The following is a 20,397-nucleotide window of genomic DNA, read 5'->3' as shown; positions in this document are numbered from 1 at the left end:
GCACAGCCGCGCCGCGCCGGCACTAGGGCTGGAGCGGAAGCAACGCGTGAGGAGCAGCATGACTGTATACGCCCAGCCCGGCACAGAGGGCAGTCTGATCACTTTCCAGGAGAAGTACGACAACTTCATCGGTGGCGAATGGGTCGCCCCCGCTGACGGCGATTACTTCGAGAACGTCACCCCAGTCACCGGCCAGGTGTTCACCCGAGTCGCCCGCGGCAAAGCAGCCGACATCGAGAAGGCGCTTGACGCGGCTTGGGCAGCGTTCCCGAAGTGGAGCGCACTGTCGGCCACAGAGCGTGCCGACATTCTCTGGAAGATCGGCGATCGCATTGACGAGAACCTCGAGAAGATCGCCGTGGCAGAGACCTGGGACAACGGCAAGCCGGTACGCGAGACCCTCGCTGCCGACATTCCGCTGGCCGCCGATCACTTCCGCTACTTTGCGGCCGCGATTCGCGCTCAGGAGACGAACACCAACGAGATCGACAGCGATCTGGTGGCTTACCACTTCAAGGAGCCTCTGGGTGTCGTCGGCCAGATCATTCCGTGGAACTTCCCGATTCTCATGGCCGCATGGAAGATCGCGCCCGCACTGGCAGCCGGTAACACCATCGTGCTGAAGCCCGCTGAGTCGACACCGGTGTCGATTCTCGAGTTGATCAAGACGATCGAAGATCTACTACCCGCCGGTGTGCTGAATATCGTCAACGGCTTCGGCGCCGAGGCCGGTGCCGCACTCACGTCGAGCACTCGCATCCGCAAGATCGCCTTTACTGGTTCTACTACCACGGGTCGCTTCATCGCGCAGCAGGCGGCGAACCTGATCATTCCCGCCACCCTCGAGCTCGGTGGCAAGAGCCCGAACATTTTCTTCGAAGACGTTGCCGCGCAGAAGGATGACTTCTACGACAAGGCGCTCGAGGGCTTCGCACTGTTCCAGCTCAACCAGGGGGAGATCTGCACCTGCCCATCACGTGCACTGGTGCAGGAGTCGATCGCTGACACCTTCATTCCCGATGCAATTGATCGCGTGAGCACGGCCATTCAGGGCAACCCGCTCGACACCGACACCCAGGTGGGTGCACAGGCCAGCGAGGCTCAGATGAAGAAGATCAAGAGCTACCTCGAGATTGGCAAGCAAGAGGGCGCGGAGGTACTCATCGGCGGCGACGTTGCACACCTTGACGGCGACCTGGCCGGGGGCTTCTATATTCAGCCCACCGTCTTCAAGGGCAACAACAAGATGCGCATCTTCCAGGAGGAGATCTTCGGCCCCGTGCTGTCGGTGACCACGTTCAGCGATTTCGACGATGCGATGAGTATTGCCAACGACACGCTGTACGGTCTGGGCTCAGGTGTGTGGAGCCGCAACGGCAACATCGCCTACAAGGCTGGCCGCGCCATTCAGGCTGGTCGCGTCTGGACCAACACCTATCACAACTACCCGGCCGGCGCCGCGTTCGGCGGGTACAAAGAGTCAGGCATCGGTCGCGAGACCCACAAGATGGTGCTTGACGCCTACCAGCAGGTCAAGAACCTGCTCGTGTCGTACAGCGAGAAGCCACAGGGCTTCTTCTAAACCGACATTCGCATGTTGACCGATGAAGGGGCGTCCGCCGTGGCGCCCCTTCGTCGTCTCTGCAAAACAGTGAGCTGTGACCAACGAAAACAGAGGGAGACACCATGAACACGACACCAGAGCCCACCACATCTGAAGCGGTGCTGCATCGAGCGCTGCGATCACGAGCGGTCATCACCACGGCGGCAGCGAAGGTGCTGCACGTACTTCGAGAGAAGCATGGAGAACTCATCTTTCATCAGTCTGGCGGCTGTTGCGAGGGCTCTGGCCCGTCGTGCTTCGCCGTCGGCAGCTACATCGTCTCGCCCTATGACCGCCTGCTCGGCTTTGTGCTCGACGGCAGCGCTGAGGATGCGCAGGGTACGCCAGTCTGGATCTCCGGCACCCAGTTCACCGCCTGGGAGCACAGCCAGGTCGTCATCGATGTGACGGAGGGCATGGCCATGGGCGGCTTCTCACTGGAAGGGCCGGAGGGGTATGTCTTTCTGTCTCGCGCGCGCATCTTCACCGATGAAGAGAATGCCGAACTGCCGCCCGCACCCACGAAAGCCGAAGTCGATGCCGGAGCCAGCCTCCCGCGGCCGCTGCCGCCCGTCGACCTCGAAGGCGAATTTGGGTCGGTCTGTGAGCTGCCGACGCTCTGAGCTCAGGCCGCAGGGTTCGCCCGGATGCTGCGGCCCGGGTCGAGTGCCCACGCGTCAAGACTGGGCCAAGAACCGTACCCCTCTTCGATCACGAAGTGCCCGGCCTGCGGCACCAGCAGCAGCGGAATGTGCAGCTGATCAAGGTAGATCTGCTCGTGGTCGTCGCTGCGATACGGGTCAGCCGTGCCGAGCACCGCTGACGTGTCGTAGGGCAGTGCCCGTGCGTCGAACGAGTGCAAGTCAGCCAGTTCTGAGAAGGCCGCGTCGATGCGAGGCTCAGGGCGCAGCGCGAGTGGGGTGACGGGGGCGACCAACAGCACTCGAGTTGTGGCCTGCGGGGCGAGCCCTGCCGCCGCCGCGTGCAGCCAGGTCAGCGTGCCCAGCGAATGCGCGATGACCGTCAGTGGGGCGTCTGAGGAGATCTCTGCAGCCGCGTCGGTAAACCGCTCCAGCCACGCATCGAGCTTCGGATGCCACGGGTCGGGAAACGCAGGATAGCTCACCTCGGCACCGGTGTCGCGCAGACGGTCGACCAGCTGATGCTGCCAGTGCTCGGCGGGTTGGGCGTTCTCGAAACCGTGCAAGACGAGATACTGCGCTGCAGGGGAGTGAACGGGCATGTTCAGCAGTATAGGCGTGGCGCACGCTGTTCAGAGCTGCGTGATGCCGTATGCGCTCATCTTGCGATACAGCGATGAGCGCGAGATGCCCAGAGCCTGTGCCGCTGCTGACTTATTGCGGCCGTGTTCGTAGAGGGTTTTGATGATGGCGTCGCTCTCGATGCGCTGCATCATGGTGAGCTCGCGCAGTGCCGACGCATTGGCGTGCTGCGGAATGTCAGCGAGAGTGATCATGCTGCGAGTGCCGCGGTTGGCCTCGATTTCGGCGAGCACGTCGTGCAGCTGACGCAAGTTGCCCGGCCAACTGCCGGCGCTGAGCACATCCATGGCCTCTGCCGAGCAGCGCAGCGGTTGCCGACCGTTAGCGAGCACCTCGAGAAACTGCTCCACGATGCCGGGGATGTCGTCTGAACGAGCGCGCAGCGGCGGAATGTTCGTCGTGTGCTGAAATGCCGGCAGCAGCCACGCGGCCGGGGTGCGGTCGGTCATGTGTGCCGGGTTATAAGTGGCAGCCAGCTGCACTTGGGCCGCCCGGGTCTCGAGAAACTCTGACAGCGGGCGGATGGCCGATTGTGGCAGGGCATGGATGTTGCGGAAGATCAGCAGGCCCGGGTCGTCGTCGAGCAGGGGGTCGAGCTGACGTGACCGGTTGAGCCTGCCCACGACATCGCCAGGCTCAATTACCACAGACGGCCCCCAAGGAGAGGTCTGCTGATAGATCTCGTCGATCGCCGAGGTCTTGCCGGTGCCGGTCTCGCCGATGGCGAGCACCGACTCGTGACGCAGCAGTGCCCCGCTGAGATCGTTGCGCGTCTGACGCCACATCGGCGATGCACCCTCAGCGAGGCGAACATCAGCGAAGCTGCGATATTGTGCGCCGAAGTGCGCTCTGCGAGTTGGCGGGTTGATCGGCAGCGCACTGCCGGCGCGCAGACTGCCAGAGCGGCGAGCTTGGGCGAACTCCTGGGCGATGGCCCGCTGCGCCGTGAGCACGGTGTGCTGCAGCACCTCGAGTTGCGCCCGCTGCAGCGGCTGCCGTGTCGTGGCCTCGACTGCGCCAATGAGCTGACCGGTGAACGGGTGCAGTAGCGGCATGCCGAAGCAGGTGTAGTCGGCGAAGGCATCATTGAGGTGCTCGGCGCCGGTGAGCAATGCCGGTCGCAGCTGTTCGAGGGCCGTGCCGATGCCGTTGGGGCCGACGAGCCGCTCGGCATAGCTGTGCCCGGGCAGCATCGCGATGCGTTCGAGTGCCGACTGGGCGGTGTGGTCGGCGAAGCGCACACTGACGATGGCGCCTTCGTCGGTGGCCACCACCAACCCGGCGCCCAAGCCGTTCAGCCGCTCGGCCAGCGCCTGCAGCACCGGTGCCACGAGCGACGCGAGAAACTCGTCGGTGGGTGTGAGATCGAGCGGTGGTGCGTCGGCCGAGGTGATCGCCGGCAGCGCGGGCAGACACCTGCGCCACGCTTCGGCGACGGTGACCGTCAGCGAAGAACGATCAACACTGCCGAGATCAAGATAGCGCTCACGAGCCTGCAGCAACTGTTGCTGTTCGGTGCTGTGGCACAACGTCGTCTCTGGCACGTGAACAGTCTATTGCGCCAGCGGCGGGTCGATGTCTGTGAGAAACCCGAGAACGGCATCACGTGCGGCAGGCTGCCAGATGACGCTGCTGTGGGTGGCGTCGTCGATGACCACCAGCCGCGCGTCGGGCAGGTGAGCGGCGGCGAGTTCGGCCGCGTGCATCCTTTCGCTGTCTTGACTGCCCACCAGCAGCAGGGCTGGCTGCGTGAAATGGGCTAAGTCGTGCAGTGACACCCCGCCGTCGACGTCTCCGGCGCGCATGTAGGCAGCCAGTGCACGCGCGTCGTTGGCGCGAAACGCATCGGCAGTCACCGCGGCTACCGGGTGGCCGGTGTGCAGCTGCCAGCGGGCTAGGAAGACTTCGATGTCACCGGTGCCGAGAGCATCGATCACGCCGGGAAAGAACACCCGGTCGAACGCGCCCTGCACGTTCTTCGGTGCGCCGGCGACGCTGATCAGTGATGCCATGCGCTCAGGGGCCGATTGCGTCAGGTGGAAGGCGACTCGGCCGCCGAGGGAGTATCCGGCGATATGTGCGCGGGGCACCTCGCAGGCGTCGAGCACCGCGAGCACGTCGGCGGCGAACAGCGGCATTGTGTAAGCCGACTCTGCATGCGGGCGATCGCTGCGGCCGTGGCCGCGCAGATCGAGCGTGATCACCGTGCGATCGGCGCTGAGCGCACGGGTCCATCCGGCGCCACGCCAGATCGCCTGCGAGAGGGCAGTGCCGTGCACCAGCACCAAGGGGGCGGCAGATGACGGGGTCTCGGTTTCGAACACACGGTAAGCGATGCGTGCCTGATCGATGGCGTTGACGGCATGGCGTGCGGCGGCTGACACTGATGCTCCTTTGTCGAATGGATGCCCAAGCATGTTACGCGGCCAGCTCACCCTCGTCGTGTGGTGGGGCCGATCGAATATGGTCGCCTGGCAGACTGTGCCTGTGCGAACGGGGTGGATACGCTCGAGATATGAACACGCAGCACACACCCCAAGACCCTCGACTGCCGGGCCGCAGCGAAGACGCGCTGCGCGCTGACCTCGAACAGGTCTGGCAAGACGAATCACCGGCTACCGCCGCTGAAACGGAGTTCGCCGATCAGGTTGACGGCCGTCTCGGCACGAGACACCGAACCGAGCGAGCCGAGGAAGGCGAGAGCTGAGCGGTCGCCTAGTCTCGCGCAATGTCAGCGTAATGCGCCTGCAGCACGCTGATCAGGTCGTTGGGGGCAAGTTCGATGTCGAACCCGCGGCGACCGCCCGAGACGAGGATCGTCTCGGCCTGCTCGGCTGAAGAGTCGAGATAGGTCGGCAGCGGCGTCTTCTGCCCGAACGGGCTGATGCCGCCCACCACGTAGCCGCTCTTGCGCTCGGCGGTGGCCGGATCGGCCATGCGAGCACGCTTGGCACCCGCCGCCTGAGCAAGGGCTTTGAGATCGAGACGTCCGGTCACCGGCACGATGCCGATCGCCAGTGCGGGGCCGCGACTCGGTGCCGGCTCGAGTTCGACCATCAGCGTTTTGAAGATGCGTTCGGCAGCAACGTCGAGCAAGGCCGCCGCCTCGTCGCCAAAGTCGTGCACGTCGTCGGCGTGCTCGTATTCACGGGTGCGGTAGGCCACGCCGGCAGCGTCGAGTTGCACAGTCGCCGGGGTGGCCGACCCAGTGTCGGCGCCCCGGCGATGTGCTTTGGCCATGGGTCAACCGGCGATCGAGGCGCGGTAGATGCCCTCAATGGAGGCATCGAGGGTGGCGTTGAACTCGTCGTCGGTCTGGGTGGCGCTGAGCCCTTCGGTCAGTGCGCGGCTGAAGCTGGCGATGATGCCGGGGTTGTGCGACAGCAGCTCGTTGGCCTGCTCGCGGCTGTAGCCGCCCGAGAGAGCGACGACGCGCACAACACGGGGATGCTCGACCAGCGACGTGTAGAACCCATCGGTGGAAGGCAGCGTGAGCTTGAGGATGACCTGCTGGTCGTCGTTCAGGGCATCGAGGTGTGCGAGCAGCTGCGTGCGCAGAATGTCTTCGGCCTCGGCCTTGGACGATGAGTGGATGTCGACCTCGGGCTCGACGATCGGCACGAGGCCAGCTGCGATGACCTGTTCTGCGAGCTCGAACTGCTGGTCGACGACGTGGGTGATGCCCGACTCGTTTGCGGCCAGAATCAGCGAGCGCTCTTTGGTGCCGTAGACGTCGTTGGCGTTGGCCTTGTCGAGCTGCGCCGCGAGCGTGGGAATTGGCTTGAGCGCCTGCACATCGTCGGCGGCCTCGGCCAGGCCCTTGTCGATCTTGAGAAAGGGCACGATGCCCTCTTCGTGCCAGAGGTACTTGGCAGTGGGGAGGCCCTTGACCTCGCGGTCGACGGTCTGCTCGAACAGGATGGCGCCGAGCACGCGCTCAGCGGTGAACGCCGGGCTGGTGATGATGCGGGTGCGCATCTGGTGGATGAGGTCGAACATCTCGGCCTCGTTGGAGTAGGCCGACTCTTCGACGCCGTAGAGGCGCAGTGCCTTCGGTGTGCTGCCGCCGCTCTGGTCGAGTGCGGCGAGGAACCCCGCACCGGTCGAGAAACGTTCATGCTGGGCATCGAATACCGATGACATGGTCACCACTTTCTTCGTCAGGTCTGGCTTCGTCGGTCGAGGGCCGCCGATCGCGTCTATTATCGCAGATGCTTCGGCGGTGCGGCGGCGAGGCTCGTCATCACCACGCCCACGATGATCAGCGTTGCGCCGATCAGATCGGCCAGGCTCAGCGGCTGCCCCCGGAACACCCCGATGATCACCACAAAAACGGTGATGAGGTTCAGGTGCACGGCGGCAGCTGCAGACGAGACCATGCTGGTGGCGGTGTTCCACAGCACATACGAGCCGACGCTGGGCAGTGCGGCGATCAGCAGCAGCCCGAGCACGCCTGCCTGCGACGTCGGCAGCGGTGCATGACCGCTGACGGCCCAGGGCGAGAGCGCGATAACCGCGATCGCCGACTGCACCGCGGTCGAGGTGATGGGTCCGACGCCGTCGACTCGACCCCAGATCGTGTAGAGACTCCAGACAGTGATGGCGCCGAGCATGAACAGCTGACCGGTGTTGACGCCGTCGCGCACGAGCGTCATGGGCGAACCCTGCGAAAGCACTAACAGCACACCGGCCAAGCTGACCACGATGCCGAGCACACCGCGCCGGCTCACCGACTGGCCAGTGAGCACGACGGCCAGCAGCACGATCAGGGCCGGGTTGGCCGCGTTGATCACGACGGCACCAATCGGGGTGGTGAAGTGCAGTGCCCAGTAGAGCAGCAAGTTGTAGCCGAGCAGACCCAGCCCGGACAGCAGCACCAGTTGCGGCAGCCGGCGAGCCACAATGCGCCAATCTGGTCGTTCGATCACCCAGGCGAGCACGAACAACGGGCCACAGGCGATCAGCCAGCGCCAGAAGGTCAGCGACACCGGAGTCATCTCGGCCAGCGCAATGGAGGCGACTTGATAGTTGAGCGCCCAGAACAGGGCCGCACCGCTCATCAGCAGTGACGCCAGCACCAGGCGGCGGGTCGACGAAGCAGAAGAACTCATGCGCGTTGCGCGGAGGGCAGCTGCGGCAGCTGGGCCCGCAGCGCCCGAGCTGAAGCCTCAGGGTCTTCGGCCTGAGTGATTGCCCGCACCACCACGATGCGACTGGCGCCAGCGGCGACCACGTCACGCACCGTGTGTACGTTGATGCCGCCGATGGCGAACCAGGGCTTGTCGGGGTGCAGTGCGGCAACCTGCGCGACCGCCTCGACACCTGTTGCCGCACGGCCGGGTTTGGTCGGCGTGGGCCAGACCGGCCCAATACAGAAGTAGTCAGCCGCAGACCCCCAGGCGAACTGAGCCTGAATGCGGTTGTGCGTCGAACGCCCCAGCAATACGTCGTCAGGCAGGATGCGGCGGGCATCGTCGTCGCTCAGATCGCGCTGGCCGAGATGCAGCACGTCTGCACCCGACAGCAGTGCCACGTCGGCACGGTCATTGGCCGCGAACAGACGACCGTGCCGGTGTGCGGCGTCGGCGAGCAGATCGAAGTACTCCAGCTCGTCACCGGCGTCGAGATGCTTGTCGCGCAGCTGAATGATATCGACGCCGCCGCGGTAGGCCGCGTCAACGAAGTCGACGAAGTCTCCGGTGCCGAGGCGGGCATCGGTGCACAGGTAGAGCTGAGCGCGCTGCAGTTGATCGCGGCGCCATTCGAGGGTGCGAGGTTCTGGGGTCATGTGGCCAAGTGTATAAGGGCTACAATGGCCACGTCGTACGCGGGAGTCGCGCCATATGGCGACTGAGAGTGCACCGAGCCGGTTGCCGGCGGTGGTGCTGACCGTTGAACCTGATCCGGCTGACACCGGCGTAGGAAGAATCGAGCAATACCGTGAGCAGACATGTAGCCGTCATCGGCGCAGGCATTGTCGGGCTGGCCACCGCGTGGCGGCTGGTGCAGCGCGGGCATCGCGTCACGATCATCGACGCCAGACCGGCCTCGGGAGCAACACATGCCGCTGCCGGCATGCTCGCCGCAGTCAGCGAATACGCCTTTGAAGAAGAGTCACTGCTGCAGCTCTCGGTGCCCGCCGCACAGCTCTACCCGCAGATCGTGGCCGAGTTGGCGCAGGCCACAGACGTCGATGCGGGAGTGCGCACCACCCCGACGCTGGTGGTGACCGCAGATGCAGCCGACCGCGAGCGTCTCTCGAGGCTGCGGGCGCAGCAGCAGCAACTGGGGCTTGAGGTGCAGGCGCTGACCACGCGCGAGGCCCGCAAACGAGAGCCGCTGCTGGCTCCGGGGGTCAGCGGGGCGTTTCTTGCCGTCGACGACCACCAGATCACGCCCCGACGGCTGGCGGGAGCCTACTTCGACGCGCTGGGGCGCCATGACGCGGTGACGTTTGTGTCGGCGTGGGCCGACCAGCTCATTTGGCAGGATGCCCGCGTCATCGGTGTGACCACGGTCACCGACCAGCCGCGCAGCCCGCAGACCCCACATCTGTTCGACGAACATGACCGCCTGCCTGATGCAGCCGCGAACGCCGCTGCGCCAGCCGAGGTCGATGCCGATGTGCTGACGTCTGACCATCCCGCGGCGGCGGCATTCACTGCGGAGTCAGGTGCCGCTGCGGGCGACGTGTTCGCCGATGAAGTCGTCATTGCGAACGGGCTGGCCAGCCCGAGACTGGGCGGGCTGCCGCTGGGGCTGGTGTGGCCCATCCGGCCGGTGCACGGCGACGTGCTGCGCACCCGGGCACCCGAGCATCTGCGCCCGCTGATGACGACGACCATACGTGGGCTGGTGCACGGGCGCAGTGTCTACCTGGTGCCGCGAGCCACCGGCACTGTTGTACTCGGGGCGACAGAGCGAGAAGACGGCAGCGACGCAGTCTCGGTCGGGGGAGTGACGCAGCTGCTGCGCGATGCACAGGAGCTGGTGCCTGCCGTCGCCGAGCTGCAGCTGCTCGAGGTCACCGCCCGCGCCCGCCCGGGCACCCCAGACAACGCGCCACTGCTTGGCCGGGTGTGCCCCGGGCTCATCGCAAACACGGGCACCCATCGCCACGGCATCCTGCTGAGTGCACAGAACGCTGTGGTCGTCGCCGACACGGTCGACGGCAGCGTCGAGGCGTCGCAGTGGCAGGCGTTTGACCCGTGGCGGTTCTCGGCCATCGATGCCCGAGAACGCTCTGCCCCCGAGCCGAACACAGAGGAGCACCGATGACCAAGATCACCTTGAATGGCGATGCCGCCGAGACCGCTGCGACCACGCTGCGCGAGCTCATCGAGCAGACTGCCGAGGTTCGCCTCGATGATGCCGGGGCCAGCATCGACGGCGCGAGGCTCGGCATCGCGCTTGCGGTCGACGGCGCGGTGGTGCCGCGCAGCAGATGGGCGGCCACCCCGGTGAACGAAGACAGTGAGATCGAAATCGTGACCGCGAAACAGGGAGGCTGACCATGAGCGCACACGACATTGTCGACGATGACCTGGTGATCGCCGGGCATCGCTACCAGTCACGGCTGATCATGGGCACCGGAGGGGCACCGAGTCTCGACGGGCTCGAACAGGCGCTGGTGGCCTCGGGCACGCAGCTGACCACAGTTGCCATGCGGCGGTTCACTCCGACGACCGGGCCCAGCCTGTTCGAGATCATCCGGCGTAACGGCATCGACGTGCTGCCGAACACAGCTGGCTGCCTGACGGCCCGCGAAGCGGTGCTCACCGCCGAACTGGCTCGCGAGGCGCTCGAGACCAACTTGGTCAAGCTCGAGGTGATCGCCGACGACCAGACGCTGCTGCCTGAGACGCACGAGCTCGTCGATGCCACCGAGCAGCTGGTCGAGCGCGGTTTCGACGTGTTGGTGTATACCAACGACGACCCGATTGTGGCGCGGCGGCTCGAACAGCTTGGGGCTGCAGCAGTCATGCCGTTGGGGGCGCCGATCGGCACCGGGCTCGGCATTCTGAACCCACACAACATCGCCGCGATTGCGGCCACCGCGCAGGTGCCGGTGGTACTCGACGCCGGCATCGGCACGGCGTCTGATGCGGCACTGGCGATGGAACTCGGCTGTGATGCAGTGCTGCTGGCGACGGCGGTGACGCGAGCCGAGCATCCTGCCGTGATGGCCCGCGCGTTTCGGCATGCGGTGGAGGCCGGGCGATTAGCAGCACTCGGCGGCCGCATTCCGCAGCGTGCCGATGCGCTTGCCTCTTCGCCGGTCGACGGACGGCCCGACCTGTGACGGCGGGGCTGCCACCACTGGTCGAGCCGACTGCCACGCTCACCGACGAAGAGCTTGGCCGTTACGCGAGGCAGATCATTCTGCCCGGTGTGGGTGCTCAGGCGCAGCGCCGCCTGAAGTCGGCGCGTGTGCTGGTGATCGGCGCGGGCGGGCTCGGCTCGCCGGTGCTGCTGTATCTGGCGGCTGCTGGTGTGGGCGTCATCGAGGTGATCGACGACGACGTGGTTGATGTGACCAACCTGCAACGACAGGTGATTCACGGAATGACCGATCTCGGGCAGGCCAAAACGGCCTCTGCCGCGGCGGCGATCACTGAGATAAACCCCAATGTGACGGTGGTGCAGCACACCGAGCGGCTCAGCGCTGACAACGCGCTCAAACTGATTGAGGGCGTCGACCTGGTGATTGACGGCGCCGACAACTTCGCCACACGCTACATGGTCAGCGATGCGGCCGAGCTGGCTGGCCGCCCGGTGGTCTGGGGTGCGATTCTGCGCTTCGAGGGGCAGGTCAGCGTGTTCTGGGCCGGGCACGGGCCGACCTATCGCGATATCTATCCGGAGCCGCCCGAGGCGGGCGCGGTGCCGAGCTGTGCGCTGGGCGGGGTGTTGGGCACGCTGCCGGGGCTGGTGGGTACGGTGATGGCCACCGAGGCAATCAAGCTGATCACCGGTGTGGGCGAGTCGCTGCTCGGGCGGCTGCTGACCGTCGACGCCGCCACGGGTCGCTGGCGCACCCTGCGCGTCGAGCCTGACCCGGCCAGGCCTGCGGTCACCGCAGTCGTCGACGAAGCGCTGGCGTGCGCTGTCGACGCTGCGGCTGATGCGGCAGAGGCCGCTCAAACGGCTGAGGCCGAGCAGCGACTGCAGCGCCAGCAGGTGACCCCAATCGCACTGCGTGAGCTCCTGGCCAGGCGTGCTGCTGGGGGTAAACCGTTTCGGCTGATTGACGTGCGAGAGCCGGAGGAGTTTGACATCGTGCATATCGACGGCGCTGAGCTGGTGCCGCAAGCCGAGTTGCTCGAAGGCCGAGTGCGAATCGACCCGGGCGAGTCGGTCATCCTGACCTGCCGGTCGGGCGCTCGATCGCATCAAGTGCTTCGCACGCTCATCGCACAGGGCCACACCGACGTGCGTGAGCTGAGCGGGGGAGTGCTGGCCTGGGTGCGTGACATCGAACCAGAGTTGCCAGTTTATTGACGGTGCGTGTCTTCGCTGGTCAGTGGGTGTGCTCGCTGGTCAGTAGAGGGCGTGCGGTGACCAGCGACCGTGCACCCTGGCAAGGCAAGACTCTGCGGGGCGCTGTTCAGCCCCAGAGATCGACAAAGTGGTTGACCGGGCCGTGCCCGTGACCCACCTGCAGGCGGTCGGAACTCTGCAGCGCTCGGGCGAGCCAAGCTTTGACCGTGCTGAGAGCCTGCGGCAGGTCGTCGCCGGCGCCGAGGCGGGTGGCGAGTGCCGACGAGAGCGTGCAGCCGGTGCCGTGCGTGTTCTTGGTGTGCACACGCGGTGAGTCCACCTCGAAGACTCCGCCGGGCACCCGGGTGCCCGAGGCGTCGACCAGCGCGTCTCGCACAATCTCATCGGGCAGGTGACCGCCTTTGAGCAGCACGACGGCGTTGGTGGATGCGCTGACCGCGTTGGCCTGCGCCAAGGCTTCGTTCCAGCTTTGGGCGGCTGGTGCATTCGCGAGCACGCCCAACTCGGGAACGTTCGGGGTAATGACCCGGGCTTGGTGGGCGAGCGCCAGAACACTCGACTCAGCCGCAGCATCGAGCAGGCGATCGCCGCTGGTGGCGACCATGACCGGGTCGAGTACGACGTGCGGCGGCTGCACACGGTCGAGCCAGGCAGACACCGCAGCAACGATCGCAGCGTCGCCCAGCATGCCGATCTTGACCGCGTCGATCACGACATCGTCTGAGACGGCGTCGAGCTGTTCGGTGAGAAAGCTCGCCGGGGGAATGTGCACGGAGCGCACTCCTTGGGTGTTCTGAGCAGTGAGCGCGGTGATCGCGGCCATACCGTAGCCGCCCTGCGCGGCAATCGATTTGAGGTCGGCCTCGATGCCGGCCCCGCCGCTGGAATCGCTGCCGGCGATGGTCAGCACGCGCGGAATGTCAGTGATGCGTTCGTGAACTGCGGTCTGGGTGGTCACCCGACCAGTCTACCGAGCACGACCCGAAAGCTCAGGGGGAAGATACCGCGGAATGTAGCGCCACATCATCCCGGCACCGATAAACCCCGCGGCTCCGAAGAAGAAGGCGGTGCAGGTCAGCCCGGCCAGTGCAGCTATGCCCGACAGCAACAGGGGTGCCAGTGCCGACCCCGAGTCGGCGAACAATCGCCAGGCTCCCAAAAACGGTGCCGGATCGTCGGCTGGCGCGAGGTCGGCGCCCAGCGTCATCACGATGCCCGAGCCGAGACTGTTCGCCAGTGACATGAACAGTGCAGCACCGACGAACCAGGCCTCAGTGCCGGCGGCCGGCAGCACAAAATGCGCCAGACCGAGACCGACCAGCGTGGGAACGGCGACCCAGACGCGGCCAAATCGGTCCATGATCTGCCCCGATGCATAGAAGAGCAGCATGTCGACCCCGCCGGCGATACCCATGATGATCGAGATCGTCGTCACGTCTAATGAGATGTGCGCGCCCCAGAGCGGCAGAATGACCTGACGGCTGGCTCGCAGCAGCTGCACGGTGCTGACGGCGACGCCGAGCCTGATCAGCACCGGAAAGTACTCGCGCAGACTTGCCGCGAGGCCGGCATGCGCGTGCGCCGGCGGCTGCGATGCCGCGGGAGTGTCTACGGGGCGCGACGCACCTGATTCGGCGAAGGCGACTTCAGGGTCGGGAGTCACGAGCAAAAAGACGGCCACGAAGCCTGCACTGACCAAGGTGACCCAGAACGCAGCGGCAGAACCCCACATCGCGATGAGTGGTGCGGCAGCCAATGGGCCGATGAAAGTGCCGGCCCGGGAAGTGCCGCCCAACAGCGACATCGCTCTGGCTCGATGAGAGATCGGCACCCACTGTGTGAGCAGTGCGTGCCGGGCCAGGTTGAACATGGCCGCAGCCATACCCACGAGCAGAACCCCCACCAACAACAGGGCGAGGTGCTGCGCCAGCATGGCCACCACTGCGCCGAACGCACCAACACCTGCGGCGATGATCATGCCGCGCTGTTCGCCGACCCGAGCGATGATCGACCCGCTGGGCAGGTCACCGAGCATGTGCCCGAACATCAGCATGCCGGCAATGAGACCCGCGAGGGCGACGGATGCTCCGAGGTCGATAGCTCGAGAGGGCAGCACAGGAATGAGCGCACCTTCGCCGGCGGCGAAGACCACGGCCGGTAGAAACACCGGTATGAAGAAACGCCGCAGAGGATTCACCCGGGTAGTCTACTCAGCAGCAGAACCGGCAACGACAGAAGGGGCTCGGGTGGCTGTACAGAGCATCCTGACCGTCGGAGATCTCACCGTTGAGGTGACGCGCAAACCCATTCGACGCATGTACCTGCGCTTGGGTGCGAAGACCCCGGCGCTGTCTGCGCAGGCGTGGGAACACACCGTGCGCGTCTCGGCGCCAATGCAGGCGAAAGACGCCCAGATCATCGTGTTTGTGCAGACCCAGCGCCCGTGGATCGCCCGGCAGATCTCTGCGGTGGCCGCCGCCGACATACCGGTGCTGCAATGGACTGAACATCAACGGCGCGTGGCCAAAGAGCGGCTGCTCGAGGTCACCGCACCGATGTTCGACGCATGGATCAGTGCGTTGGGCGTGCCCGTCCCCGAAGTGCGCACCCGACGCATGACCACGCGGTGGGGCAGCTGTAATCCGAGCGCGCGTCGCATCTGGCTGAGCCTGGAGCTGGCCCGGTTCCGCCAGCCCTTCATCGAGTATGTCGTGGTACACGAACTGGCGCATTTACGCGTTGCGGGTCATGGGCCGGCTTTTCGCAGCATCCTCGACGAAGCACTGCCCGACTGGCGGCAGCGGCGCTGGGCGCTGAACCACGCCACGCACGAAATGCTCGATGCGCGCAGCGGGCTCGAAGCCTGAGCGCTCACTCTTCAGGCAGTGAGCGCTCTCGATCGGGCTCGGTCTGGGCATCGCGGCGCAGCGTGCGCACATGGGCGCGAAGCTTGGCAACGCGGGCGCGCCGGATGCGGCGGCTGAGATGGTCGAGCAGCACACCCACCAGCACGGCCACCGTGATTGCCACCACGGTCGCCAGCAGCGGAGAGTGTTTTACCCAAGCGCCGGCGAAAGCACCGATGAGCACCGAATAAGCTGCCCACGTGCCTGCGCCGATCAGTGACAGTGGCAGGAAGCGCCGCCATGGGAATGCCGTGGCACCGGCGGTCATATTCACTGCCACACGACCGATCGGCACGTATCGAGCTGACACGATGAGCGCGGCGGGTCGACGTTGCAAGGTGCGCCGGGCAGTCTGAATCAGTCGGGCGACTCGTGGGCGGGCAGCCCAAGCCCGCTGATCGATACCGATGCGTCTGCCGAGCCAGAACGCGATGTTATCGCCCAATGCCGCGCCCAGGGTGGAGACGAGTACCAGAAGCCAGATGTCGGGGCTGCCCGTCGAAACAGCGAGCGCGGCGAGCGCGACCACAAGCGACTCGCTGGGCACGGGAGGAAAGAACCCATCGATGGTGATGAAGGCGAACACGGCGACGAGCACCCACGGTTCAGCCGCAGCACTGATCAGTGCTGCGTTCACGCTGTCGAACAGATGCGTCATCTCGGGCCTTTCGCCGTCTCGCCGACACAAGTGTAGCGAGGCTTGTAAGCTGCACGCGTGGATCTCCTCGCTGCGCTCCCTTCGTGGGGCCCTTATGCTCTCGCTCTGGCTGCGCTTCTGGCAGGTCTGGTCGATGCGATCGTCGGCGGGGGCGGGCTGATTCAGCTGCCTGCGCTGTTACTGGTGCCGGGCATCCAGCCTGCGGTGGCTTTAGGTACCAACAAGGTGGGGTCGATCTTCGGCACGGTGACCAGCGCCATCACGTATGCACGCCGCGTGCCACCGAACTTTGCCAAGATCTGGCCGGCGATCGTCGCGGCCTTTGTGGCTTCGTTTGGAGGCGCAGTGGTCGCCTCGCATCTGCCAGCCAGTGTGTTCACCCCAGTGATCGTGATCGTGCTCGCCGGTGTGCTGGTGTTCACTCTGGCTCGGCCGCAGTTCGGCATCGAGGTCGATGAGCAGACGGCGCCTACAGCGACGCGTGCCGTGGTGCGTGCGGTGTGCGTGGGCGGTCTGATCGGGTTTTACGACGGCGTGCTGGGGCCTGGCACCGGGTCGTTCTTGGTGATTGCCTTCGTAGCGGCGCTGCACTTTGAGTATCTGCATGCCGCTGGTGCCGCGAAGTGGGTGAACGTGGCCACGAATGCCGGTGCACTGACCTTTTTCGTTCCTCTTGGCGTGATCGACTGGCGAGTGGCCCTGCTGCTGGGCGCGGCGAACATGACCGGCGGGTACTTGGGTGCGCGTCTCGCGGTGCGGCTGGGCAGCAAGTTCGTGCGCATCACACTGATCGTGGTGGTCAGTGCGCTGCTGCTGCGCTTGGGCTGGGGCTTGATCGCCGGCTGATTCGGTGGGAAATCAGTCGTAGAACGTCTCGATGTCGGCACCCAGCGACACGAGGCGCTCCTGCAGCTGCTCGTAGCCGCGCGCAATGATGTCGACGTCGCGCAACACACTCTCGCCCTTTGCTGCCAGCATCGCGATCAAGATCACCACGGCCGGTCGCAGTGCCGGTGGGCAGCTGATCTCTGCCCCAGACCAGTGCGTGGGGCCGGTGACGTCGAGGCGGTGGGGGTCGCGCAGGCGCACGTCTGCTCCCAGGCGGGTGAGATCGGTGAGGTGAATGGCGCGCCCCTCATACACCCAATCGTGAATGAGGGTATGCCCTGTGGCACATGCGGCGATGACCGTGAAGAACGGCAGGTTGTCGATGTTCAAACCGGGGAAGGGCATTGAATGGATCTTGTCGATCGGTGCGCGCAGCTGTGAAGGATGCACCGTGACATCGACCAGTCGCGTGCGCCCGTTGTCGGCCGGGTACTCGGGGGTGACGGTGAACTGCAGGCCCATTTCGTGCAGAGTCGCCAGCTCGATCTCCATGAACTCGATGGGCACTCGTCGCACGGTGATCTCAGAGTTGGTAACGATGCCTGCGGTGAGCAGACTCATTGCCTCGATGGGATCTTCGCTGGGCCAGTAGTCAACATCGGCGTCAATATCGGTGCGACCGGTGATGCGCAGGGTCGTGGTGCCAATGCCCTCGATCTTCACCCCGAGCAGCTCGAGGTAGAAGCAGAGGTCTTGCACCATATAGTTGGGGCTCGCATTGCGAATCTCAGTGACGCCTTCGTGTACTGCGGCGGCCATGATCGCGTTTTCGGTCACGGTGTCGCCACGCTCGGTGAGCACGATGCGAATGTCGGTGGGGGCGTCAGGAGCCACAGTGGCGTGGTACCAGCCCGCCTCGGCTTTAATCTGCAGACCGAAGTGGTGCAGAGCGATCAGGTGTGGCTCGACCGAGCGCTCACCGAGGTCGCAACCGCCGGCGTAGGGAAGCTCGAACTTCTGATGCGAGCCCAGCAGAGGCCCCAAGAACATGATGATGCTGCGAGTGCGTCGACCGGCCTCAGCGTCGATATGGCTGAGATCAAGGTCGCGCGGCACCCGAATCTCCAGGTCTTCGCCGTTATCGGCCCAAATGACCGACACGCCGAGACTGCGCAGCACGTCGATGATGCGATCGACTTCGACGATGCGAGCGACGCGATGCAGCCTGGTGGTGCCACGGTTGATCAGCGCGGCACAGAGCAGCGCAACCGCACCGTTCTTGCTGGTTTTCACGTCGATGGCGCCATGCAGTGGCTTGCCGCCGTGCACGCGCAGATGAGTGTGGCGCGGTCGCTCACCCACCGAGAGCAGTTCGGCGCCCAGAGCGTCGCTGATGCGACCGAGCAGTTCGACGCCGATATTCTGGCTGCCGCGCTCAATGCGGTTGATCGCAGATTGACTGGTGCCGGCACGTTCGGCGAGTTCGGCCTGAGTGAGGCCGCGGCCTTGACGCGCAGTGCGAATGAGTGCACCGATCTGTTCGACGAGTCCAGAGGGCTGTGCGCTTTGAGTGATCGAATCCGTCATGTCCGCGAGCATATCTCATATCTGAGATATTGTCGGGATGTCGGATGCGCGCCTCGCAAACGGGTCGGCATCGAATTCGCGATGACTGGTGTCTAGACTGATGCGGGTGGCACTTTGTAGGGGGCACCGATGAGAACGGGGGAGACTCATGAGTGGAATTGGTTCTGGCTTTTCCGGCGGTAGTGCGGGTGGTCCGCCTCCGCGAGTGCCTGCAGCGGGAGTCACCGCCCCAGCACCTGTAGCACCAGCGGCGCCTGCGCAGGCCGCACCCTATGCACCGGATGCCTTCGCCCCAGTGCCGCCAAAGCGTTCGCACTCGCGCGCGCTGAAGCGCTGGCTGTGGACCATCGGCATCGTCCTCGTGCTGGGCGTCGGCGGGTTCTTCGCACTCTGGTTCGTCAATGTGCATTACTACGGCCCCGAAGGTACAGTGCGCCAATACCTTGGCGCACTGCAAGACGGTCGTGCCTCTGATGCCATCGCTGAAGGGCACATCGCGCTACCGGACGATGACTCTTTCTCTCGCATTCTGCTGAGCGACGAGGCATACCAGCAGGCAACGGATCGCCCCAGCGACATCGAGATCGTGCGAGTCGAGCGCGATGACAGCGGAACGCGCGTGGTCGCGAGCTACACCGTGGGCGGCACCAAGAAAGAGCAGACTTTTGCGGTGGAACAGGATGGGCGAGACTACCTCATCTTCGATCGCTGGAAACTTTCGACGCAGAGTCTGGCGAATCTGCGTGTGCAGGCCGAGCCACATGGCGGCAGCGTGACTATCGCAGGGCAGGCGTTCGACATCGAGGCAGCGAGCAGTGCGTCGAGCAGCACGTTCAACTCAACTGCATCTGAGTACAACAGCAGCAACACCTCTGGGTCGTATTCCTCGTACTCGTACTGGTCGAGCAGCGCGACCGACACCTCTGGCGAGGCTCTGCCCCAGGGCCTGATCACGCTGCCCGCGCTGCCCGGCACCTACGCGGCCACGGTCACCCCGCTGTCTGCCGCATGGGAGGCCAGTGACACTTCGGTGACCGTCGGGTTCACCGACGACAGCTCGGCCACACCTGCAGAGGCCACCGCCAAGCTCAGCGACTCGTTCTATGAGTCGGTGCAGCAGAAAGCGCGTGACATCGTTGACGCATGTGCGACGACCTGGTCGGCGGCCAGCTGCCCCTTTGAGACTGATCTGCTGCAAGACACCGACTATGTGAATGTGCACATCACCGTCGAAGAGAAGCTCGAGGTGTATGACGCATCCATCAGCGAGTATGACTTGGCCACGAAGGGCGCCAGCAACTTCTCGGTGGCCGGTGGCTATGTGGTGGAGTCGGGTGGTTGGGCTAACTCTGGTTACAGCGGCACACCCACGCGAAACCAGTCAGTCGACCGAGTGGGCTGGAAAGTCACGGTGGGCGACGACGGTCAGCCGTCGGTGACCTGGGAGCGCACCGCCTCGTCGACCCTCTGAGGTCGGGCGGGCAGAGCCAGACTGTATAGGCTGGCTCTCGAAGCCATTTCGACTGAGGAGACCCCGATGAGCGCTGCACCGAGCGAGAACGCCCGCACCCGATGGAGCGGCTGGCCGTTGACTTGGTGGGGAGTGGGGCTCATTGTGCCCGCGCCATTGCTGTTGAGTCTGCCTGGCCAGCTCGAAGGATGGGTCACGACCTACTTCATTCTGGCGGTGCCGTTGTCCGTCTTTGTGCTCTCGATCATCTGGGGGCGTCGCATCGAGCAGTGGCGCCGGCTCTGGGAGGTTCCGCTCGTGCTGGTGGCTCTGGTGGCAGTCTCTGCCCTGATCAGCGGAGTCTGGATCGGTGGCGGCACTCTGACAGTGGTCGGCGTGCTGGTTGCAGAGGCGGCCGTCGTCGCGGCTCTTGGCGTGTCGATCGGCACGGGCCTGCGCCAGTTCAGCGTCAGTTCGAAGGCTGCCGCAGCTGAACGCGAGAAGCGTCGGCGCCTCTGAATCATCTGCACCACGCCAAGAACCCCCTGTCACGGTGACCGTGGCAGGGGGTTCTCTTTGGT

General features: G+C 65.1%; 22 protein-coding genes. 11 read left to right on the top strand and 11 right to left on the bottom strand.

Annotation, left to right across the window (positions count from 1 at the left end):
- Positions 1-58 precede the first annotated feature (58 nt).
- On the top strand, positions 59-1,582 hold the full coding sequence (gene exaC / locus G557_RS0103375) for an acetaldehyde dehydrogenase ExaC (RefSeq protein ID WP_028244950.1): 1,524 nt from the start codon (positions 59-61) through the stop codon (positions 1,580-1,582).
- Positions 1,583-1,686: 104 nt separating this feature from the next.
- Positions 1,687-2,226, top strand: coding sequence for a DUF779 domain-containing protein (locus G557_RS11415; RefSeq protein WP_051224409.1), 540 nt, complete (start codon positions 1,687-1,689; stop codon positions 2,224-2,226).
- Between the two features lie 2 nt (positions 2,227-2,228).
- Here G557_RS11415 and G557_RS0103365 read toward each other — a convergent pair whose 3' ends face one another.
- Genes G557_RS0103365 through G557_RS11410 form a run of 3 tightly spaced genes read right to left on the bottom strand, consistent with a single transcriptional unit; the run spans position 2,229 to position 5,270 of the window.
- Complete coding sequence (locus tag G557_RS0103365; protein ID WP_028244949.1) at positions 2,229-2,846, bottom strand: RBBP9/YdeN family alpha/beta hydrolase; 618 nt, start codon at positions 2,844-2,846, stop codon at positions 2,229-2,231.
- Positions 2,847-2,876: 30 nt separating this feature from the next.
- The gene (locus G557_RS0103360; RefSeq protein ID WP_028244948.1) at positions 2,877-4,430 is read right to left on the bottom strand and encodes an AAA-type ATPase lid domain-containing protein; all 1,554 of its coding nucleotides are present in this window, start codon (positions 4,428-4,430) and stop codon (positions 2,877-2,879) included.
- 9 nt (positions 4,431-4,439) lie between these two features.
- Complete coding sequence (locus tag G557_RS11410; protein WP_245542760.1) at positions 4,440-5,270, bottom strand: alpha/beta fold hydrolase; 831 nt, start codon at positions 5,268-5,270, stop codon at positions 4,440-4,442.
- A gap of 131 nt (positions 5,271-5,401) precedes the next feature.
- Between G557_RS11410 and G557_RS0103350 the strand changes: the two genes are divergently transcribed.
- Positions 5,402-5,593 carry a hypothetical protein gene (locus G557_RS0103350; protein WP_028244947.1) on the top strand — a complete coding sequence of 64 codons (192 nt, stop codon included), beginning with the start codon at positions 5,402-5,404 and terminating at the stop codon, positions 5,591-5,593.
- An 8-nt stretch (positions 5,594-5,601) separates the two neighbouring features.
- Here the strand turns inward: G557_RS0103350 and ybaK are convergent, their stop codons facing one another.
- Genes ybaK through thiE form a run of 4 tightly spaced genes read right to left on the bottom strand, consistent with a single transcriptional unit; the run spans position 5,602 to position 8,674 of the window.
- A complete protein-coding gene (ybaK, locus tag G557_RS0103345) occupies positions 5,602-6,126 on the bottom strand; it encodes a Cys-tRNA(Pro) deacylase (RefSeq protein WP_028244946.1) in 525 nt (174 codons plus the stop codon).
- Positions 6,127-6,129: 3 nt separating this feature from the next.
- Positions 6,130-7,029 (bottom strand): fructose bisphosphate aldolase, encoded by a 900-nt coding sequence (locus G557_RS0103340; protein ID WP_028244945.1) that lies wholly within the window; start codon positions 7,027-7,029, stop codon positions 6,130-6,132.
- A gap of 59 nt (positions 7,030-7,088) precedes the next feature.
- Positions 7,089-7,997: a DMT family transporter gene (locus G557_RS11405; RefSeq protein WP_036961026.1), complete on the bottom strand. Its 909-nt coding sequence runs from the start codon at positions 7,995-7,997 to the stop codon at positions 7,089-7,091.
- Positions 7,994-8,674: a thiamine phosphate synthase gene (thiE, locus tag G557_RS0103330; protein ID WP_028244944.1), complete on the bottom strand. Its 681-nt coding sequence runs from the start codon at positions 8,672-8,674 to the stop codon at positions 7,994-7,996. The genes G557_RS11405 and thiE overlap by 4 nt, the downstream gene beginning before the upstream one ends.
- Positions 8,675-8,826: 152 nt before the next feature.
- On the opposite strand from thiE, the gene G557_RS11400 reads away from it, so the two are divergent.
- From G557_RS11400 to moeB, 4 genes are read left to right on the top strand one after another with little or no spacing between them, the layout of a single operon-like run.
- Positions 8,827-10,164 carry an FAD-dependent oxidoreductase gene (locus tag G557_RS11400; RefSeq protein ID WP_036961023.1) on the top strand — a complete coding sequence of 446 codons (1,338 nt, stop codon included), beginning with the start codon at positions 8,827-8,829 and terminating at the stop codon, positions 10,162-10,164.
- A complete protein-coding gene (thiS, locus tag G557_RS0103320) occupies positions 10,161-10,397 on the top strand; it encodes a sulfur carrier protein ThiS (RefSeq protein ID WP_028244943.1) in 237 nt (78 codons plus the stop codon). Before G557_RS11400 ends, thiS begins: the two co-directional genes overlap by 4 nt.
- Positions 10,398-10,399: 2 nt before the next feature.
- On the top strand, positions 10,400-11,188 hold the full coding sequence (locus tag G557_RS0103315) for a thiazole synthase (RefSeq protein WP_036961019.1): 789 nt from the start codon (positions 10,400-10,402) through the stop codon (positions 11,186-11,188).
- On the top strand, positions 11,185-12,387 hold the full coding sequence (gene moeB / locus G557_RS0103310; RefSeq protein WP_028244941.1) for a molybdopterin-synthase adenylyltransferase MoeB: 1,203 nt from the start codon (positions 11,185-11,187) through the stop codon (positions 12,385-12,387). The genes G557_RS0103315 and moeB overlap by 4 nt, the downstream gene beginning before the upstream one ends.
- A gap of 106 nt (positions 12,388-12,493) precedes the next feature.
- On the opposite strand, the gene thiD is transcribed toward moeB, so the two are convergent.
- The gene (gene thiD, locus G557_RS0103305) at positions 12,494-13,345 is read right to left on the bottom strand and encodes a bifunctional hydroxymethylpyrimidine kinase/phosphomethylpyrimidine kinase (protein ID WP_084626964.1); all 852 of its coding nucleotides are present in this window, start codon (positions 13,343-13,345) and stop codon (positions 12,494-12,496) included.
- 9 nt (positions 13,346-13,354) lie between these two features.
- Positions 13,355-14,584, bottom strand: a complete 1,230-nt coding sequence (locus tag G557_RS11395; protein WP_036961013.1) for an MFS transporter — start codon at positions 14,582-14,584, stop codon at positions 13,355-13,357.
- Positions 14,585-14,633: 49 nt separating this feature from the next.
- On the opposite strand from G557_RS11395, the gene G557_RS13250 reads away from it, so the two are divergent.
- Positions 14,634-15,254: a M48 family metallopeptidase gene (locus G557_RS13250; RefSeq protein WP_051224400.1), complete on the top strand. Its 621-nt coding sequence runs from the start codon at positions 14,634-14,636 to the stop codon at positions 15,252-15,254.
- Positions 15,255-15,258: 4 nt separating this feature from the next.
- Here G557_RS13250 and G557_RS11385 read toward each other — a convergent pair whose 3' ends face one another.
- Positions 15,259-15,951 carry a DedA family protein gene (locus G557_RS11385; RefSeq protein ID WP_051224397.1) on the bottom strand — a complete coding sequence of 231 codons (693 nt, stop codon included), beginning with the start codon at positions 15,949-15,951 and terminating at the stop codon, positions 15,259-15,261.
- A 57-nt stretch (positions 15,952-16,008) separates the two neighbouring features.
- On the opposite strand from G557_RS11385, the gene G557_RS0103285 reads away from it, so the two are divergent.
- Positions 16,009-16,797, top strand: a complete 789-nt coding sequence (locus G557_RS0103285; protein WP_028244939.1) for a TSUP family transporter — start codon at positions 16,009-16,011, stop codon at positions 16,795-16,797.
- Positions 16,798-16,809: 12 nt separating this feature from the next.
- Here G557_RS0103285 and G557_RS0103280 read toward each other — a convergent pair whose 3' ends face one another.
- The gene (locus G557_RS0103280; RefSeq protein ID WP_051224639.1) at positions 16,810-18,366 is read right to left on the bottom strand and encodes a helix-turn-helix domain-containing protein; all 1,557 of its coding nucleotides are present in this window, start codon (positions 18,364-18,366) and stop codon (positions 16,810-16,812) included.
- Between the two features lie 205 nt (positions 18,367-18,571).
- Here G557_RS0103280 and G557_RS0103270 point away from each other — a divergent pair, with 205 nt between their 5' ends.
- Together G557_RS0103270 and G557_RS0103265 are read left to right on the top strand one after the other, a co-directional pair.
- On the top strand, positions 18,572-19,837 hold the full coding sequence (locus G557_RS0103270) for a zinc ribbon domain-containing protein (RefSeq protein WP_156877057.1): 1,266 nt from the start codon (positions 18,572-18,574) through the stop codon (positions 19,835-19,837).
- A 66-nt stretch (positions 19,838-19,903) separates the two neighbouring features.
- A complete protein-coding gene (locus tag G557_RS0103265; protein WP_028244936.1) occupies positions 19,904-20,335 on the top strand; it encodes a hypothetical protein in 432 nt (143 codons plus the stop codon).
- Positions 20,336-20,397 lie beyond the last annotated feature (62 nt).

Source organism: Pseudoclavibacter soli DSM 23366 (assembly GCF_000423505.1).
GTDB classification, from domain to species: Bacteria; Actinomycetota; Actinomycetes; order Actinomycetales; family Microbacteriaceae; genus Pseudoclavibacter_A; species Pseudoclavibacter_A soli.
The sequence above is the reverse complement of the archived record's forward strand: the minus strand, read 5'-3'. Positions and strand labels throughout refer to the sequence as shown.